The following is a 14,085-nucleotide window of genomic DNA, read 5'->3' on the forward strand; positions in this document are numbered from 1 at the left end:
GTTCCCCTTTTCGGCCTTCGCCTGTCGCTCGATCTGAAGAAAGACCATCGCCGGCTCCCCTCCCCGATTCGACGTCATCGAGCCAGGGAAGCTCGGTGCCGAGGACATCCTTGTACAGGAAGAGCAGCGCACTTCGCCTGATTCCGCGTCGAATTGATCGAAAAGTGCTCGTCAAAGCGGTGGATAGTGCCTTGCGGGACGACGAAGAAGGGGCGGCGGAAATGCGCGAGGCCCCCCTGGTGGGCGGTTTCACGTTCGCTGGGACGAAGGGGGAATTGCGACTGCGCTGGGACAGTTGGCGATTCTTGCCAAGTTTCTCGAAGTCTCGGGATTATTCGCGCGCTGGCGGGACGGGTGTCCGATGGCATACAGCAGCCCGAACGCACCGGAAGTGGTTGATGTTCTGGGCACGTGGCTGCTGTCGATCCTGGATGGACAGTGGCGTTATGCGCACGTGGCCGGGCTGCGCGGAGACGTCGTGGCGCCAGGGATTCTCGGCATGAACAAGATCATCAGCGAGGAAAGCCTGCGCCGCGCCCTGGCGCATCCCGCCCCGAACCAAGCCAAGAGCTGTAGCGACCAGGAACGCGCTGCGCGCACGGCCCAACTGGCCAGGAGTACGGCCTGGATGGACACAGCCCTGTCCGAGAGTAGTCGCGAAGCCCTGCGTACGCCCTGGATTCTCGACACGGACAGCAGCGTCAAGGTGCTCTACGGCCATCAGGCGGGCGCCGAGATCGGATACAACCGAGCAAGCCGGGACGACCCAGCCATACCCTGCACACGTACTGGATTGGCAACCTGCGCCTGGTGCTCGATGTAGAGGTGCAAGGCGGCAAAGCCCATGCGGCCAAACATAGCCTGCCCCGTTTGCGTCTGCTACTCGAACGGCTCGCTCCCGAGGAACGTCCCGTCCTGGTGCGCGGCGACAATGCCTTTGGCAATGAGGGTGTGATGGCCGAGATGGAAGAGATGGGGCAACGCTACCTGTTCAAGCTCAGGCAAACGGCCGGGGTCAAGCGTTTGATCGAGCGGCTCTGGAGGCGCGCGGACTGGCAGGGTGTGGGCCAGGGCTTTGACGCCGTGGACGGCGAACTCCAGTTGGCGGGTTGGAGTCACGCGCGGCGTGTCGTGGTGCTGCGGCGGCGAGTCAAGGGAAGCCTGGTCGCCGAAACCCGCAGCATCAGTGGGGTTGGGGCGGCTACACCACGCACGACCTGGAGCGCTGCAACCTCTCGGCACGGGCGGTGGCATTGATCTACAACTGGTGGAGTTGGTATGTCCGTTTGGCACACCCGAAGACCCGCTTGGAGGCGATCACCAGCCGCCCGATGTTGCTCTCCGGTGTCGCCCGCCTGACTCAGCACGCCGGCCAGTCCCGCCTGCTGCTCACCCTTTCCCATGCGGCAGGAGATCAGATCAAGTCGATGATCACCAATATCCGCAAGGGTCTTGACCATGTTCGGGCAACTGCGCCTCCGTTGACCAAATCCGGACGCTGGCTAGCCCTTGTTCGGTATATCGTCACCAAAATCCTTCCCGCCAGACCGAAAACGCGCTACCCAATCGCCTTGGACCCTCCCTCTCTGGCTGCCGAAATGGGCTAACGGAGGAATCAAGGATGAACGGTCCGCCCATGCCAGGAAAGCGTTCGAGATTCGGAACGACCGTTTCCAGCAGTTTATCGAGCAGGGCGTCGTAGGCTTGCGGTGCTTCTGCATCGGTCACGAAGCGCTCGATTTCTTCGAGATTCCTCTCGAAGTTGGCGGTGAATTTGATGACCGGCTTTTTCGCCATACCCAGGACCCGAACCGTCAGGCTCTGCGGCGACGTTTGAGGGCAGTGATCGCGCTCCGAGCTTCCTTGACCCGACCGGCAGCCACGTCATCCAGGCCCTTGCCAGTCTCGTCGATCAGCAGCAGGTGGATACGTTCGCGTTCCAGCTGGTGGTAGTAATCCAGCCGCTGCGCGTCGATCAGGGCGATGTAGCGCTCGCCATTCTTGGTGATGATCTTCTCGGCACCGCCCTTGACCTCTTCAGCCAGTTCCGAGAAGTGGGCGCGGGCGTATGAAAGGGGGACAACGTCGCTCGCAGCAATTCCCATGGCTGCCTCCTATCCGGCGCAAGATGTGCATTATCTTGTACATCACACGCCCGGACAGTCGGAGACGAAAGTAGAATCTGCGCGGCTCGTCGGCGTGGTGCACTGGGTATTGGATTTTCGCGCGAATGGATCGCGTTTCCCTCGCGCCAATCGCCGGCACCAACCATTCGAGTAAGCACGGCGCGGCAAGCAAACCGCGCCGTCAGCAGAGCATTGGGCGAAGGTCAGATCACGAGCTCACGACGATCAACCCACGTCATCGGCTGCCTGCCCCTGCCGTTTGCCCGCTTGCATCTGCCTGCGCGTCAGGTGCTGCAGGATCGTCACCAGCGCCGCGCCGCTCATGCCGAGCATGACAACACCGTTGAGCGCTTCGAGCGGACCGAGGAGTTTCCGCTGCTTGGTCATCACTACGTCGCCGTAGCCCAGGGACGTGAAATTGACCGCCGAATGGTAGACCGCCTCGTAGAATTCCTCGAACTCGCCGAGCGACGAGAACAGCGCTCCCCACAGCATGATTTGGAGAAAATTGCCGAGCATCATGATCACCATCGCGATCAGCAGCGCCCGGATGCCGAGCAGCAATCCGGCGTCGGGTGCGCGCGCGCACCGCACCGCGTAACGTACACCGCAATAGGTGAATGTGACCTGCAGGATCAGGCACAGCATCATGGTCGGAATACCGATCGCAAAATTCGCGAAGATCATGCATTACTCCTTCGTCAGCCACGGGGGAGGAGCTGGACACCGGTGCGCGCGGCGCGCCAGCGTTCAAGGGCCCAGACGATAGCCCAGGCGTAAGCGGCGACCGCGACGTACAGGCCGACGCGGACGGCGGAGGCGGCCAGCACGCCCTGTCCGTTGGCGCTGTCCTCGATTGCCGGCCCGAGCAGGATCAGCATCGTGATCAGCGCGCTGTTCCAGAACGACGGCGAGAAGCGCGTGGCCCGGACCCCGTACAAGCGCACGCCCGCCCAGAAGGCCGCTGCCATCAGCCAGCAGAGCAGCATCCACAGGCTGGGCCAGAGCGACAGGCCAAACCAGACGACAAGCGCCATGGCCGCTCCCATCAGCGTCGATCCCACCAGTTCCCGGCCAGCCGAGCGGGTATCGGTGGTGCACGCCTGCTGCCCCAGCGTGACCGTTTTCATGATCGCCGCCAGATAAAAGGAGGGATTGGTCAGCGCCAGAACGAACACCGGCATCACCACCAGCATGCCACGCAGGGCGATCCAGTTTGCCGCCGCGCGACTCACGCCGGGCGGCTTCGCCGCCTTCCTCGCCGGCTGCGCAGCATCCGGGAAGAATGCGTGCGAAATGCTGCTGGCCAGCCCTCCGACCGCAATCCCGGCAGCCAGGGCGACGCTGATGATGGTGACCAGCCCCTGTTCGGCCACCCCGGCCACCGGAACCAGCGTAAAGGACACGACCAGGATCACCGTCACCGGACTGCCGCTGCGCAGGCCGAAGAAGAACAGGCCATGGAGCACCACGCCGGTCAGCAGGACGCCGCTCAGCGGATAGTTTTCGAGTAGCGGGACCATCAGGACTCCGGCAACCAGCAGCAGAGCGAGCAGTGCGGCGACCACCGCCGCCTTGAGCAGCGGCAGTGGCGGCTCAGGCTTGCACAACACCAGGACGGCCAGCAGGCAGACGACGTAGGGCAACGGCAGCGCCAGCCCGTAGGCAATCAGAACGGCGACGCCGAGCCCGATCGCCAGCCGCAGTACCGCCTTGTCCGCCGGCTCCATCGCCTCAATACAGAAACGAGAGCAGGCTCATCAGACGCATGTAGCCCGCCCCGAGCAGGTTCATCAGGAAATTGTCACCGGTGAACACCATCACCTCGGCCTGCCCGCCAACCCGCGCATAGCGCAGGCGCGACCGCTCGGCCGGGTCGAACTCGACGGCCACCGGGAAGCGTTGGGCCTGTCGCAGCCAGTCGCGGCTGTTCTGTATCGTCGGCAGGCTGCCGGCCTTTGCCGGTTGCCCGGAACTGACGCCGCTGCCGACACTGCGCACGTGGCCCTGCAGCACTTCGCCCGGCAACACGTCCAGGACGATCGCCACCCGGTTGCCGGGTTCGATATTGCCGAGATTGTTTTCGGTCATGTCGGCACTGATCCACAGGTCGTGAATCGCGATCAGGGTCATTGCCGGCGCGCCGGCCTGGGCAAAGTGCCCGACGTCTGTACGCAGGTCGGTGACCAAACCACGCGCCGGCGCGACGACGCGGGTGCGCGACAGGTCGAGTTCGGCTTTCTCGACCGCCGCGCGGGCGCTTTGCAACTGGGCGTTGTCGTCACCGCTCGCGCCGGCGGCCTCCTGCGCCCGCCGCAACTCGGCCTCGGCTGCCTTCTCCCGGCTGCGTGCCTCGATCCGGGTCGCCTGCGCAATCTCCAGGCGGCGCACCGAAATGGCCCCCGGGTCTTCCGCGTACAGCCGCTCGTGCCGCACCGCATCCTGGTCGGCCTTCACGCGATTGGCCTCTGCCGCCAGCAGCGACGCCCGCGCCGACTCGACGGCCGCTGCCGAGGCATTCACCGAACGGCGTACCGACTCGTAGTCCGAACGGCTGCGCTGCAGCGCGATCCGGTACTGACTGGGATCGATGTCGAACAGGGCAAGTCCCCGCTCGACGTCGTCGTTGTCCCTGACGTGCACCGCGATCACCTTGCCCGCAACCTCGGCGGCCACCGGCACGACGAATGCCTGGACTCTCGCTTGCGATGTGAATGGGGTCAGCCGACCGGCGGCGAAATACCAGAGCAGACTGATGACGATCAGTGCCAGCACGACGCTCGCACCGATGCGGCTTCCCCTACCTGCCGGCGGCGACGCGGGCTGTTCCGGCGCCACGCCGACAACGGCCGGCTCCTGCTCTGCTGCTTCCTGGTTCATTGTTCCTTCGTCCCCGAATCGATCAGTTGCGGGCCGGCATCCGGTGGCGGCAGCGGGATCTCCAGCATCTGCTTCCAGTCGCTGCTTTCGCCCATGCTTTCGCGCGTCGCGTCGTCGAGCAGCGGGCGGGCGCGCGCCTGCTGCCAGCCGCCCCCCATCGCCTTGTAGAGGGCGATCAGACTCTGCGCCACATCCCCCAGATTGCTCACCCAGCGCTCCTGCTGGTTGAACAGCGTGCGCTGCGAGTCGAGCACCCGCTCGAAACTGGCCAATCCCTCGCGGTACTGGACGTTGGCGATCTCCAGCGAGCGCCGCGCCGCATCGACGGCGCCCTGCAGGATTCCGGTCTGCTCACGACTCTTGGCAAAACCGACGGCGGCATCGTCGACCTCGCGCGCCGCCTGCAGGACGACCGCCTGATACTGCTCGAAGAGCTGCTGGAAGCGTGCGTCCTGTACCAGCACCTCGCCGGTCAGCCGGCCATGGTCGAAAACGTTCCAGACGAGGCTGGGGCCAATCCCCCAGGCGAACGTCCGGGGTGCCCCCGAAAGCGAGGAGGCGGACAGGCCGAGCGAGCCAAGCAAGGCGATCGACGGGTACAGATCGGCCTGACTCGCGCCGATCAGCGCCGATTGTGCCGCCAGCTGCATTTCCGCGGCGCGCACGTCGGGGCGGCGACGCAGCAGGTCGGCAGGCAGGTCCACGATCACCGCGAGTTCCGCCTGCGGGATGCGGTCGCTGCCCGCAGCCATTTCCGGCAGCGGTCCCGGAGACCTCGCCAGGAGAATGGCAAGCGCATTCTGCAGCTGCCGCAAGGTGCCCTCGAGCTGCGGGATCGTCGCCAGCGTGGCGAGGTACTGGGCCTTCGCCTGTTGCACGTCGAGTTCGGCCTCGTTGCCATACTTGAAAAGTCGCTCGGTGATCTCCAGACTGCGCTTCTGCAGTGCAGCGTTCTCGTGGGCGATCTTCAGCCTCAGTTCGGTGGAGCGAATCGAAGTGTAGAAGGTCGCGACCTGTGCGGCCATCAGCACCTGCAAATCGTCGTACTGGGCGATGGTGGCGAAATAGTTGGCGTCGGCAGCCTCGATGCTGCGGCGAAACTTGCCCCAGAAATCGATTTCCCAGCCGACCGAAAAGCCGGCGCCATACGCCGTGAATGCGGTATCGCTGCCGACCGACCTGCGTTCGCCGGTGCGCAGCACACTGCCGGTCAACTGCTGTTGCTGCGGATAGAGCGTACTGCCGGCAATCATGAGCTGTGCCCGCGCTTCCATGATGCGCATGCCGGCGATGCGCACGTTGGGATTCAGGCGCTGCGCTTCGGCAATCAGTTGATCGAGCACGCGGTCGTTGAAATTTCGCCACCACTCTTGGCTGTACGCCGGACGGCTCCGTTCGCTGGCCAGCGAGGTGAGCGAGCCGCCCGACCAGTTCGCCAGCCAGGGAACCTCGGGACGCCTGAAGTCCGGACCGACCGCCGTGCAGGCGCTCAGCAGCAGCACCGCGAGAACGATCGGCGGCCTCCGGCCCACTCGCCGTGCGGGAGTGGGGCGCGCCGACTCAGTCGGCTTGCCGACCACTCTCTGCCAGTATTGCTTCAGGATTCTCGGCCACCCAGTGCATGAAGATCTGGTAGCCCAGCGCCAGCAGGGTGGCGCCGACGAACATGCCGAGGATGCCGCTGGTCGCCATTCCGCCGAGCGCACCGAGCAGGACCACCGGCATCGGCGCGTCGACGCCACGACCGAGCAGCAGTGGCTTGAGCACATTGTCGGCGGAACCGCAGACGATCATCAGCACGCTGTAGGCAATGGCAGACGTCGTGCTGTAGTCGCCGCCGGTCCACATGTAGCCGATGACCGGCAGGGAGACGATCAGCGCCGGCAGTTGGGCGACGCCCAGCACGAGGACGACCAGGGCCAGCACCCCGGCGAACGGAATGCCGGCAACGATGAACACCAGCCCGACGAGCAGCGCCTGAATGCAGGCGACGCCGAGCACGCCCGCGGCCACCGAGCGAATGGTAGCGGTGGACAGCCTGGTCAGTTCCTCGCCGTGCGCCATGCCCGCGACACGCTCGAAAATCGATTGAACCGCCCTGGCCCCCGGCTCGCCGAAGGCCATGATGATGCCGGCAACGACGAAGGAAAGCAGGAACTGCAGCAGTCCGCCGCCCATTGCCGCGACGATGGCAAGCGCCTTGGTCGCCAGTTCGCCGATCTTCGGCTGCATGCTCTGCACCAGCGCCGGCAAGTCCGCATGCGCCTGCGACCAGAATGCGTGTGCCTTCCTGCCAACCAGTGGCCAGGTGGCAACGCTGTCGGGAGGGGCGGGAATCTGCAGCGTATCGTTGCGCACATTCTGGATCAGATCGTGGATCGAATCGGCCAGCGAACTGCCGAGCAGCGCCGTCGGCACGACGATCACGACGACGCCGACCAGCACCAGCAGGGTGGAAGCAAGCCCCTGCCTGCCAGCGATCCGCCGGGCCAGCGACTGCTGCAGCGGATACAGCGACACCGCCAGGATCAGCGCCCACAGCATCAGGACCAGGAACGGGGAAAAGATGCGGTAACACAGCAGCACCAGGGCAAGCACCAGTCCCGCACGGATGAACACGTCCATCAGGCGGCCGGCCAATCGCCTTTCCAGGTCCTGATCCGGTTGGTTTGTCTCACGCATGGAACGATTCCTCCTTTTCGACAAGGCGAGTTCGCGCGCGAGCGGACTTTGCGTCTGGTCGATCACGAATCTGAACCGGCGATGGTAACGCAAAGCTCTTCATCGGGGACAATTGCTCGCCGGTTCGCCGGCGGGGAATGCAGCGCGCGGCAGGCCGCAGGAGGTAAAATGCTCGCTCACCTTGCCAGGAGCCCCGCATGAGCGTTTCCCTTGTCCTGACCGTGATCGGCAACGATCGTCGCGGTCTCGTCGAACAGCTTGCCACCGCGATCAGTCGGCACCAGGGGAACTGGCTGGAGTCGTCGATGGCGAACCTCTGCGGGAAGTTCGCCGGCATCGTCTGCGTCAGCGTCCCCGAGGCTGAGCTCGCGGCGCTCACGGAAACCCTTGCGGCTTTGCCCGGTTTGCGCATCACTTCCGAAGCCTCCGGTATGCCCGCGTCGCAATCCGTCAATCGGCGGCTGAAACTTTCGCTGGTCGGCCACGACCGCATCGGCATCGTCCGCGAAGTTTCGCAGATACTCGCCCGACATGCGATCAACGTCGAGGATCTGAGCACCCATACGGCCAGTGCACCGATGTCCGCCGGCATCCTGTTTCATGCCACGGCCGAGCTGACGGCGTCGCCGACACTCGACGTGAGCGACCTGACCAGGGAACTGGAGGGCCTGTCGGACGACCTGATGGTCGATATCACGCTCGACGAAGCCGCTCCCTGACGATCAGCCGAGGTGGCTGGGACGAGGCGGCCGGACTTCCGTTTCCATCGCCGCCAGCCCCTGCAGAATCCCGCAGGCGTCGATCGGGCGCTCGTTCCGGCAGCGTTGGCGCAAGCTCACGAGCTGATCCTGGAGTTGTCGCAATTCGCCGATGCGCGCCTCGACGTGCTCGATGTGCTGGTCGAGCAAATCGTTGATCGCCCGGCAATCGCCAGCCGGATGGTCGATTCTTTCGAGCAGCGCGCGAATTTCCGCATGTGTCATGTCCAGCGCACGACAGTTGCGAATGAAGCGCAGCCGGTCGACGTGCGCCTGCACATAACGGCGGTAGTTAGCCGCCGTCCGCTCCGGGGCGGGCAGCAGCCCTTCCTTCTCGTAGTAACGGACGGTTTCCACCGTGCACCGCGCGACCTGCGCCAGTTCCCCGACCTTCATGAGCGACTCCAGCAAAATTGCTTGACCCTATAGTAACTTCAGGATGTGCAATGCGCCAGTTCCCATTCGCAGGAGTTTCGTCATGCCCTCATACCGTCCCCTCCAGTCAGGTCACGCTCATGCCGGCTGTGGTCACGATCACCGTCCTGCGCACGCACATGCGGGCTGCGGTCACGATCACCAGCACGCGCACGCCCATCCTGCAGCGACCGTCGCCAGGCAGAGCGCGCCTCTGAAAGTGCCGGCCGGCAGCGTTCGCAGTCGGCTGCGCATCGCGCAAATGGACTGCCCGACCGAGGAAGCGCTGATCCGCAAGAAGCTCGACGGCATCGACGCGGTGCACGGCCTCGACTTCAACCTGATGCAGCGCGTGCTGACCGTCGTCCACACGGCGGACTCCCTGCCCGACATCGATGCCGCGATCCGCGAACTGGGAATGACCCCGACGCCGCTGACGGCGACGGCGACGGCGACGGCGAAGGCGGCAAACACGAGCTCCACCACCAGGGCGCACTGGCCGCTGGCGATCGCCGGGCTGCTCGCCATCGCCGCGGAAGTGGCGCACTGGCTGGACATGCCGGTGGTACTGGTCGCCGCGCTGGCGCTGGCGGCGGTCGCCGGCTGCGGTCTGGCTACCTACCGCAAGGGCTGGATCGCGCTGCGCAACGGCAATCTGAACATCAACGCGCTGATGAGCATCGCCGTGACCGGCGCCCTGCTGATCGGTCAGTGGCCGGAAGCGGCGATGGTCATGTTCCTGTTCACAGTCGCGGAACTGATCGAGGCGAGGTCGCTCGACCGCGCGCGCCACGCCATCCATGGCCTGCTGCAACTGGCACCGGAACAGGCAATGGTGCAGCAGGCCGACGGCGAGTGGGTCGCGGTCGACGCGGCGACGGTCGCGCCGGGCAGCGTCGCCCGCGTGCGTCCGGGCGAACGGATCGCGCTCGACGGCGTCATCGTGAGCGGCCGCTCGACCGTAAATCAGGCGCCGATCACCGGAGAAAGTCTGCCAGTCGAAAAGGGCGAAGGCGACGCAGTGTTTGCCGGAACGATCAACGAGTCCGGCTCGTTCGCCTACCGCGTCACCGCCAGTGCCGACCACAGCACGCTGGCACGCATCATCCACGCTGTCGAGGAAGCACAGGGCAGGCGCGCACCGACGCAGCGTTTCGTCGACCAGTTCGCCAAGGTCTATACGCCGGTGGTATTCGTGATCGCACTCGCTGTTGCCATCGCGCCGCCCTTGCTGATGAACGGCGTCTGGTACGACTGGATCTACCGGGCGCTGGTGCTGCTGGTGATCGCCTGTCCGTGTGCGCTGGTGATCTCGACACCGGTGACCATCGTCAGCGGTCTGGCCACCGCTGCGCACCACGGCATCCTGATCAAGGGCGGCGTCTATCTCGAACAGGGCCGCCAGCTCGCCTGGCTGGCACTCGACAAGACCGGAACGCTGACCCACGGCAAACCGGTGCAGACCGATTTCGAACTGCGCGGCGCACTGCCCGAAGAGCAGGCACGCAGGCTGGCGGCAAGCCTCGCGGCGCGCTCCGATCACCCGGTATCGCGCGCCCTGACGCAGGCCGAAGCGCAGGCGACACTGCCGCGGATGTCGGTGAGCAATTTCGCGGCGATCCCCGGTCGCGGCGTACAGGGTGTGATCGATGGCGTCGCCTATCAACTCGGCAACCACCGCCTGATCCATGATCTCGGCGTCTGTTCGCCGGAACTCGAAGCGCGCCTCGACGCGCTCGAGCGGCAGGGTAAGACCACCTTGCTGCTGACCGACGGAGAGACCGTCCTGGCGCTGTTCGCCGTCGCCGACAGCGTGCGCGACAATAGCCGCGCGGCGATCGCCGAACTGCACTCCCTCGGCATCAGGACGCTGATGTTGAGCGGCGACAACCCGCACACGGTTGCAGCGATCGCCGCCCAGGTCGGGATCGACGAAGTCCGCGGCGACCAGTTGCCCGAAGACAAGGCAGCGGCGATCAGCGCCAAGCTGGCAGCGACCGGCAAGGTGGGAATGGTCGGCGACGGCATCAATGACGCACCGGCGCTGGCCCGCGCCGACATCGGATTCGCCATGGCCGCGGCCGGCAGCGACACGGCGATCGAAACCGCCGATGTCGCACTGATGGACGACGATCTGCGCAAGATTGCCCGCTTCGTTCGCCTCTCGCGCGCCACCTACCGGGTTCTGGTGCAGAACATCGCGCTGGCACTCGGCATCAAGGGGGTTTTCCTGGCACTCACGGTCGCTGGTCTGGGAACGATGTGGATGGCGGTTTTCGCCGACATGGGAACCAGCCTGCTGGTCGTGTTCAACGGTCTGCGGCTGCTGCGCAAATGAACCATCCGGGAAATGCCGAAAACCCCCAGGTCCCGCCCTGGGGGTCCGCCAAAGGTGGGGGAGGACTTACTTCGCAGGTGCCGGTGTAGTAGCGGCGGCCGCGTCGGTCTTCGGCGCAGTGTCGGTCTTGGCGGGCTTGTTCGCCGGCTTCTTGGTCTTGCTCGCCTGCGCCGTGCCCTTGGTCCCGCTCTTGGCGGCTTCGCTCGTCGCTGCCGGAGTGGTCTTGGTGCTGTCGGTGGTCACCGGCGAAGTCGCCTTGGCGGTGTCCGCTTTGACTGGCTCGGCCGCTTTCGGCGCTTCCACCTTCTTGTCGGCGGGAGCCGGCGCGGTCACCTTCGTCGCCGGCGTCGTCGCGGGAGCGGCAGCAGGAGCGTTCCCCTGGGCGAACGAGGTGGTGGCAAAGCCGGCGGCAACCAGCAGGGCGATCACGGTCTTCATCATCTTGCATCTCCTTGAGTGTCTGGGTCTGGTTTTCAGGTACTGCGACATTGCAGCGCCTTGGGCCGAACAACGCGACCCACCCCCCGGAGGATGTCAGTACAAGTGTAAGGTCATGTATCGCTGTGTCACTGCGTCAGAACAGCCCGGAGGCGATGTTGATGGTCAGTGCCAGCAGGGTGGTATTGAAGAAGAACGCGAGAACGCAGTGCACCAGTCCGGTCCGGCGCATGCGGCGACTGGTGAAACCGACGTCGGCGGTTTGTCCGGAAGTTCCGATGACACAGGCGAAATAGAGGAAGTCTCCATAATCGGGCCGATGACCACCGGGAAAGTCGAGGCCACCGGGAAACCCACGCATTTCGGCGGCGTAGTAGTCGTGCGCGTAATGCAGCGCAAACATCACCTGGGTGAACGCCCAGGACGACAGGATGGTCAGCGCCGCCAAGCCGATGTGCTCGTAGCGCAAGGTTCCCTGCAGGTCCTTGGCCACCGCAAGCTGGGCGACGATCGCACCCAGGCTGGCGATGGCGGCACAGACGACCAGCGCGAGGATCACGAATTGCCCCTCGTCCTGCTCGAGCGCGCGGGTACGCATTCTTTCGTGGGTAGACCAGAACATCATGCGGCCGGCAAGCACCAGGTACGATATCGCACCGACGTTCCAGCCGATGAGCAGGCGGGTCGCCTCGTGGCCCGCAATCGATGTCGGCAGGAAAAACACCGTCAGCACACCGAGCAGCGCGCAGATGCACAGGCGAGGACGAGCCATCAGCAAACGCAGCAGTCTGGGCCGTTCGGGAGTCAAGGGAAGTTCTGCCATGAGGCCATTTTACCCTGCCGACAAGCCTACGGCGGGTGCCGCAGCGAGATCGACGATGCCGCAAAAAATGGTTGCGTAACAACAATATTCCGGCGAAAATGCGCGCCTCTCGTAAGACAGGATCAGGACGTGGGCAGTTTACCCAATTCATGCACTCTGACGACACGGCGTGGCTTGGCCACGGCACAGGTGTAACCAGCGACTGCCCAGCGCACGTGACCTGACGTGCGCATCCAGCCTCCTGGCCTCCACACCTTTGCGGTGTCGGAGGCTTTTTTTACGCCGCTCGCGCGGCAGAACAGGAGGCAATCCGTGCTTTACCTTGCATCATTTCTGGACCAGCCGGTCCGTGGCAAGACTGACGAAACGATCGGGCGACTCGAAGACCTGATCGTCAAGGTGGGAGAAGAGTTGTACCCGCCGATCACCGGGCTGGTCATCCGCGATGGACGGCGGGACTTCTTCGTTCCGGCAACGCAGCTCGAATCGATCAACGGGGTAGCCCGGCTTTCGACGTCGACCGTGAATCTGCGGCCGTTCCGGCGCCGTGACGGCGAAATCCTGCTGCGCAAGGACGTGCTCGACCATCAGATCATCGACATCTCCGGGCGGCGCATCGTGCGCGTCAACGACGTACAGGTCCTCCGCGTCGAGCACGTCTATCGGCTGATCGGCGTCGATGTCAGCCCGCAGGCGCTGCTGCGCCGACTGGGTCCGCGTTCGCTGGCGCACAAGGTGGTCGGCCGGCGGATCATCGACTGGCAGGAGGCGCAGTATCTGGCCAGCGAGGCTCCAGTTCAGCTGAAGGTCTCTTACGACCGTCTGTCGGAACTCAATCCGGTGGATCTGGCGCGCATCGTGGATGCCCTCTCCTACCGCGAGAGTGCCGAGATCGTCGCCGCCCTCGACGACGAAACCGCCGCCGATCTGCTCGAGGAGGTCAGCGACGAGCGCGTCACCGACCTGCTCGAAGGAATGGACAAGGAGCGTGCTGCCGACATCCTCGAGGAAATGTCTCCGGGCGCCGCCGCCGACGCCCTGGAGGATCTCGACGAGGAGGTCGCCGAGGAAATCATCGCCAGCATGGAGCCCGAAGAGGCTGCCGAAGTGCAGGAACTGCTGGCCTACGACGAGGACAGTGCCGGCCGGATCATGCGGACCGACTACGTGCGCGTGCGCGCCACGGCAACCGTGGGCGACGCCCTGGCCTTGCTGCGCGCGCTGCCGGAAGTACCCGATCCGCTGCTGGCGCTCTATGTCGTGGCCAGGGACACCACACCGGCCACCGCCAAGGACGACGATGCGGTCGTCCTGCGCGGCATCGTGCGGCTGCGCAGCCTGGTGACTGCCGACCATGCGACGCCGCTGGCCGAGGTAATGGATCACGACACGCCGACGGTTCGCGCCACGGACCACGCCGACGAAGCCGCGAGGATCATGGCCGAGTACAACCTGCTGGCGATCCCGGTTCTCAACGAGGCCGGACATCTCGTGGGGATCGTGACCGTCGACGATGCGATCGCGATGCTGCTGCCGGAGATCTGGCAACACCGTGGCGCACGCGTGTTCAGCTAGGATCGAGCGATCAGGAAGACGCGGGCCTGTCCCGCAGGCAATGGAATTCGT

At 65.0% G+C, this 14,085-nt stretch carries 15 protein-coding genes and 1 pseudogene; 6 read left to right on the forward strand and 10 right to left on the reverse strand.

The window, feature by feature from the left end; all coding sequences use genetic code 11:
- Positions 1-295: 295 nt before the first annotated feature.
- From NFV80_RS00570 to NFV80_RS00580, 3 genes are read left to right on the forward strand one after another with little or no spacing between them, the layout of a single operon-like run.
- Positions 296-823, forward strand: coding sequence for a hypothetical protein (locus NFV80_RS00570; RefSeq protein ID WP_296757477.1), 528 nt, complete (start codon positions 296-298; stop codon positions 821-823).
- The gene (locus NFV80_RS00575; protein ID WP_295324583.1) at positions 811-1,257 is read left to right on the forward strand and encodes a transposase; all 447 of its coding nucleotides are present in this window, start codon (positions 811-813) and stop codon (positions 1,255-1,257) included. The genes NFV80_RS00570 and NFV80_RS00575 overlap by 13 nt, the downstream gene beginning before the upstream one ends.
- Positions 1,254-1,607: a hypothetical protein gene (locus tag NFV80_RS00580; protein ID WP_295324591.1), complete on the forward strand. Its 354-nt coding sequence runs from the start codon at positions 1,254-1,256 to the stop codon at positions 1,605-1,607. The genes NFV80_RS00575 and NFV80_RS00580 overlap by 4 nt, the downstream gene beginning before the upstream one ends.
- Before the next feature lie 19 nt (positions 1,608-1,626).
- Here NFV80_RS00580 and NFV80_RS00585 read toward each other — a convergent pair.
- The 7 genes and pseudogenes from NFV80_RS00585 to NFV80_RS00615 all read right to left on the reverse strand — a co-directional run.
- Positions 1,627-1,797 (reverse strand): annotated as a pseudogene (locus NFV80_RS00585) (type II toxin-antitoxin system RelE/ParE family toxin); the annotation flags it as partial.
- Positions 1,798-1,814: 17 nt separating this feature from the next.
- Entirely contained in the window at positions 1,815-2,105 is a 291-nt protein-coding gene (locus NFV80_RS00590) for a type II toxin-antitoxin system Phd/YefM family antitoxin (protein WP_295324582.1), read from the reverse strand.
- A 246-nt stretch (positions 2,106-2,351) separates the two neighbouring features.
- Entirely contained in the window at positions 2,352-2,813 is a 462-nt protein-coding gene (locus NFV80_RS00595; RefSeq protein ID WP_295324580.1) for an ion channel, read from the reverse strand.
- 14 nt (positions 2,814-2,827) lie between these two features.
- Positions 2,828-3,856 carry a DUF2955 domain-containing protein gene (locus tag NFV80_RS00600; RefSeq protein WP_295324579.1) on the reverse strand — a complete coding sequence of 343 codons (1,029 nt, stop codon included), beginning with the start codon at positions 3,854-3,856 and terminating at the stop codon, positions 2,828-2,830.
- Between the two features lie 4 nt (positions 3,857-3,860).
- Positions 3,861-5,006, reverse strand: a complete 1,146-nt coding sequence (locus NFV80_RS00605) for an HlyD family secretion protein (protein ID WP_295324577.1) — start codon at positions 5,004-5,006, stop codon at positions 3,861-3,863.
- On the reverse strand, positions 5,003-6,538 hold the full coding sequence (locus NFV80_RS00610; RefSeq protein WP_295324575.1) for an efflux transporter outer membrane subunit: 1,536 nt from the start codon (positions 6,536-6,538) through the stop codon (positions 5,003-5,005). The genes NFV80_RS00605 and NFV80_RS00610 overlap by 4 nt, the downstream gene beginning before the upstream one ends.
- 28 nt (positions 6,539-6,566) lie before the next feature.
- The gene (locus tag NFV80_RS00615; protein WP_295324572.1) at positions 6,567-7,688 is read right to left on the reverse strand and encodes an AI-2E family transporter; all 1,122 of its coding nucleotides are present in this window, start codon (positions 7,686-7,688) and stop codon (positions 6,567-6,569) included.
- A gap of 197 nt (positions 7,689-7,885) precedes the next feature.
- Here NFV80_RS00615 and NFV80_RS00620 point away from each other — a divergent pair, with 197 nt between their 5' ends.
- Positions 7,886-8,407: an ACT domain-containing protein gene (locus NFV80_RS00620; protein WP_295324570.1), complete on the forward strand. Its 522-nt coding sequence runs from the start codon at positions 7,886-7,888 to the stop codon at positions 8,405-8,407.
- 3 nt (positions 8,408-8,410) lie between these two features.
- Here NFV80_RS00620 and cadR read toward each other — a convergent pair whose 3' ends face one another.
- On the reverse strand, positions 8,411-8,842 hold the full coding sequence (gene cadR / locus NFV80_RS00625; RefSeq protein ID WP_295324567.1) for a Cd(II)/Pb(II)-responsive transcriptional regulator: 432 nt from the start codon (positions 8,840-8,842) through the stop codon (positions 8,411-8,413).
- 82 nt (positions 8,843-8,924) lie between these two features.
- On the opposite strand from cadR, the gene NFV80_RS00630 reads away from it, so the two are divergent.
- Positions 8,925-11,198 (forward strand): heavy metal translocating P-type ATPase, encoded by a 2,274-nt coding sequence (locus NFV80_RS00630; RefSeq protein WP_366143379.1) that lies wholly within the window; start codon positions 8,925-8,927, stop codon positions 11,196-11,198.
- A gap of 66 nt (positions 11,199-11,264) precedes the next feature.
- Here NFV80_RS00630 and NFV80_RS00635 read toward each other — a convergent pair whose 3' ends face one another.
- Together NFV80_RS00635 and NFV80_RS00640 are read right to left on the reverse strand one after the other, a co-directional pair.
- Complete coding sequence (locus NFV80_RS00635; RefSeq protein WP_295324561.1) at positions 11,265-11,639, reverse strand: amine oxidase; 375 nt, start codon at positions 11,637-11,639, stop codon at positions 11,265-11,267.
- A gap of 133 nt (positions 11,640-11,772) precedes the next feature.
- Positions 11,773-12,459 carry a DUF1345 domain-containing protein gene (locus NFV80_RS00640; RefSeq protein WP_295324558.1) on the reverse strand — a complete coding sequence of 229 codons (687 nt, stop codon included), beginning with the start codon at positions 12,457-12,459 and terminating at the stop codon, positions 11,773-11,775.
- Positions 12,460-12,771: 312 nt separating this feature from the next.
- On the opposite strand from NFV80_RS00640, the gene NFV80_RS00645 reads away from it, so the two are divergent.
- Positions 12,772-14,034: a CBS domain-containing protein gene (locus NFV80_RS00645; protein WP_295324555.1), complete on the forward strand. Its 1,263-nt coding sequence runs from the start codon at positions 12,772-12,774 to the stop codon at positions 14,032-14,034.
- Positions 14,035-14,085: the final 51 nt, after the last annotated feature.

The sequence above is a fragment of the Accumulibacter sp. genome (assembly GCF_023806565.1).
Lineage (GTDB): Bacteria > Pseudomonadota > Gammaproteobacteria > Burkholderiales > Rhodocyclaceae > Accumulibacter.

What these genes read in the sequence shown, in the direction of transcription:
- NFV80_RS00590 (WP_295324582.1), bottom strand. Translation starts at nt 2,105, where the DNA reads ATGGGAATTGCTGCGAGCGACGTTGTCCCCCTTTCATACGCCCGCGCC.
- NFV80_RS00595 (WP_295324580.1), bottom strand. Translation starts at nt 2,813, where the DNA reads ATGATCTTCGCGAATTTTGCGATCGGTATTCCGACCATGATGCTGTGC.
- NFV80_RS00600 (WP_295324579.1), bottom strand. Translation starts at nt 3,856, where the DNA reads ATGGAGCCGGCGGACAAGGCGGTACTGCGGCTGGCGATCGGGCTCGGC.
- NFV80_RS00605 (WP_295324577.1), bottom strand. Translation starts at nt 5,006, where the DNA reads ATGAACCAGGAAGCAGCAGAGCAGGAGCCGGCCGTTGTCGGCGTGGCG.
- NFV80_RS00615 (WP_295324572.1), bottom strand. Translation starts at nt 7,688, where the DNA reads ATGCGTGAGACAAACCAACCGGATCAGGACCTGGAAAGGCGATTGGCC.
- NFV80_RS00620 (WP_295324570.1), top strand. Translation starts at nt 7,886, where the DNA reads ATGAGCGTTTCCCTTGTCCTGACCGTGATCGGCAACGATCGTCGCGGT.
- cadR (WP_295324567.1), bottom strand. Translation starts at nt 8,842, where the DNA reads ATGAAGGTCGGGGAACTGGCGCAGGTCGCGCGGTGCACGGTGGAAACC.
- NFV80_RS00630 (WP_366143379.1), top strand. Translation starts at nt 8,925, where the DNA reads ATGCCCTCATACCGTCCCCTCCAGTCAGGTCACGCTCATGCCGGCTGT.
- NFV80_RS00635 (WP_295324561.1), bottom strand. Translation starts at nt 11,639, where the DNA reads ATGATGAAGACCGTGATCGCCCTGCTGGTTGCCGCCGGCTTTGCCACC.
- NFV80_RS00640 (WP_295324558.1), bottom strand. Translation starts at nt 12,459, where the DNA reads ATGGCAGAACTTCCCTTGACTCCCGAACGGCCCAGACTGCTGCGTTTG.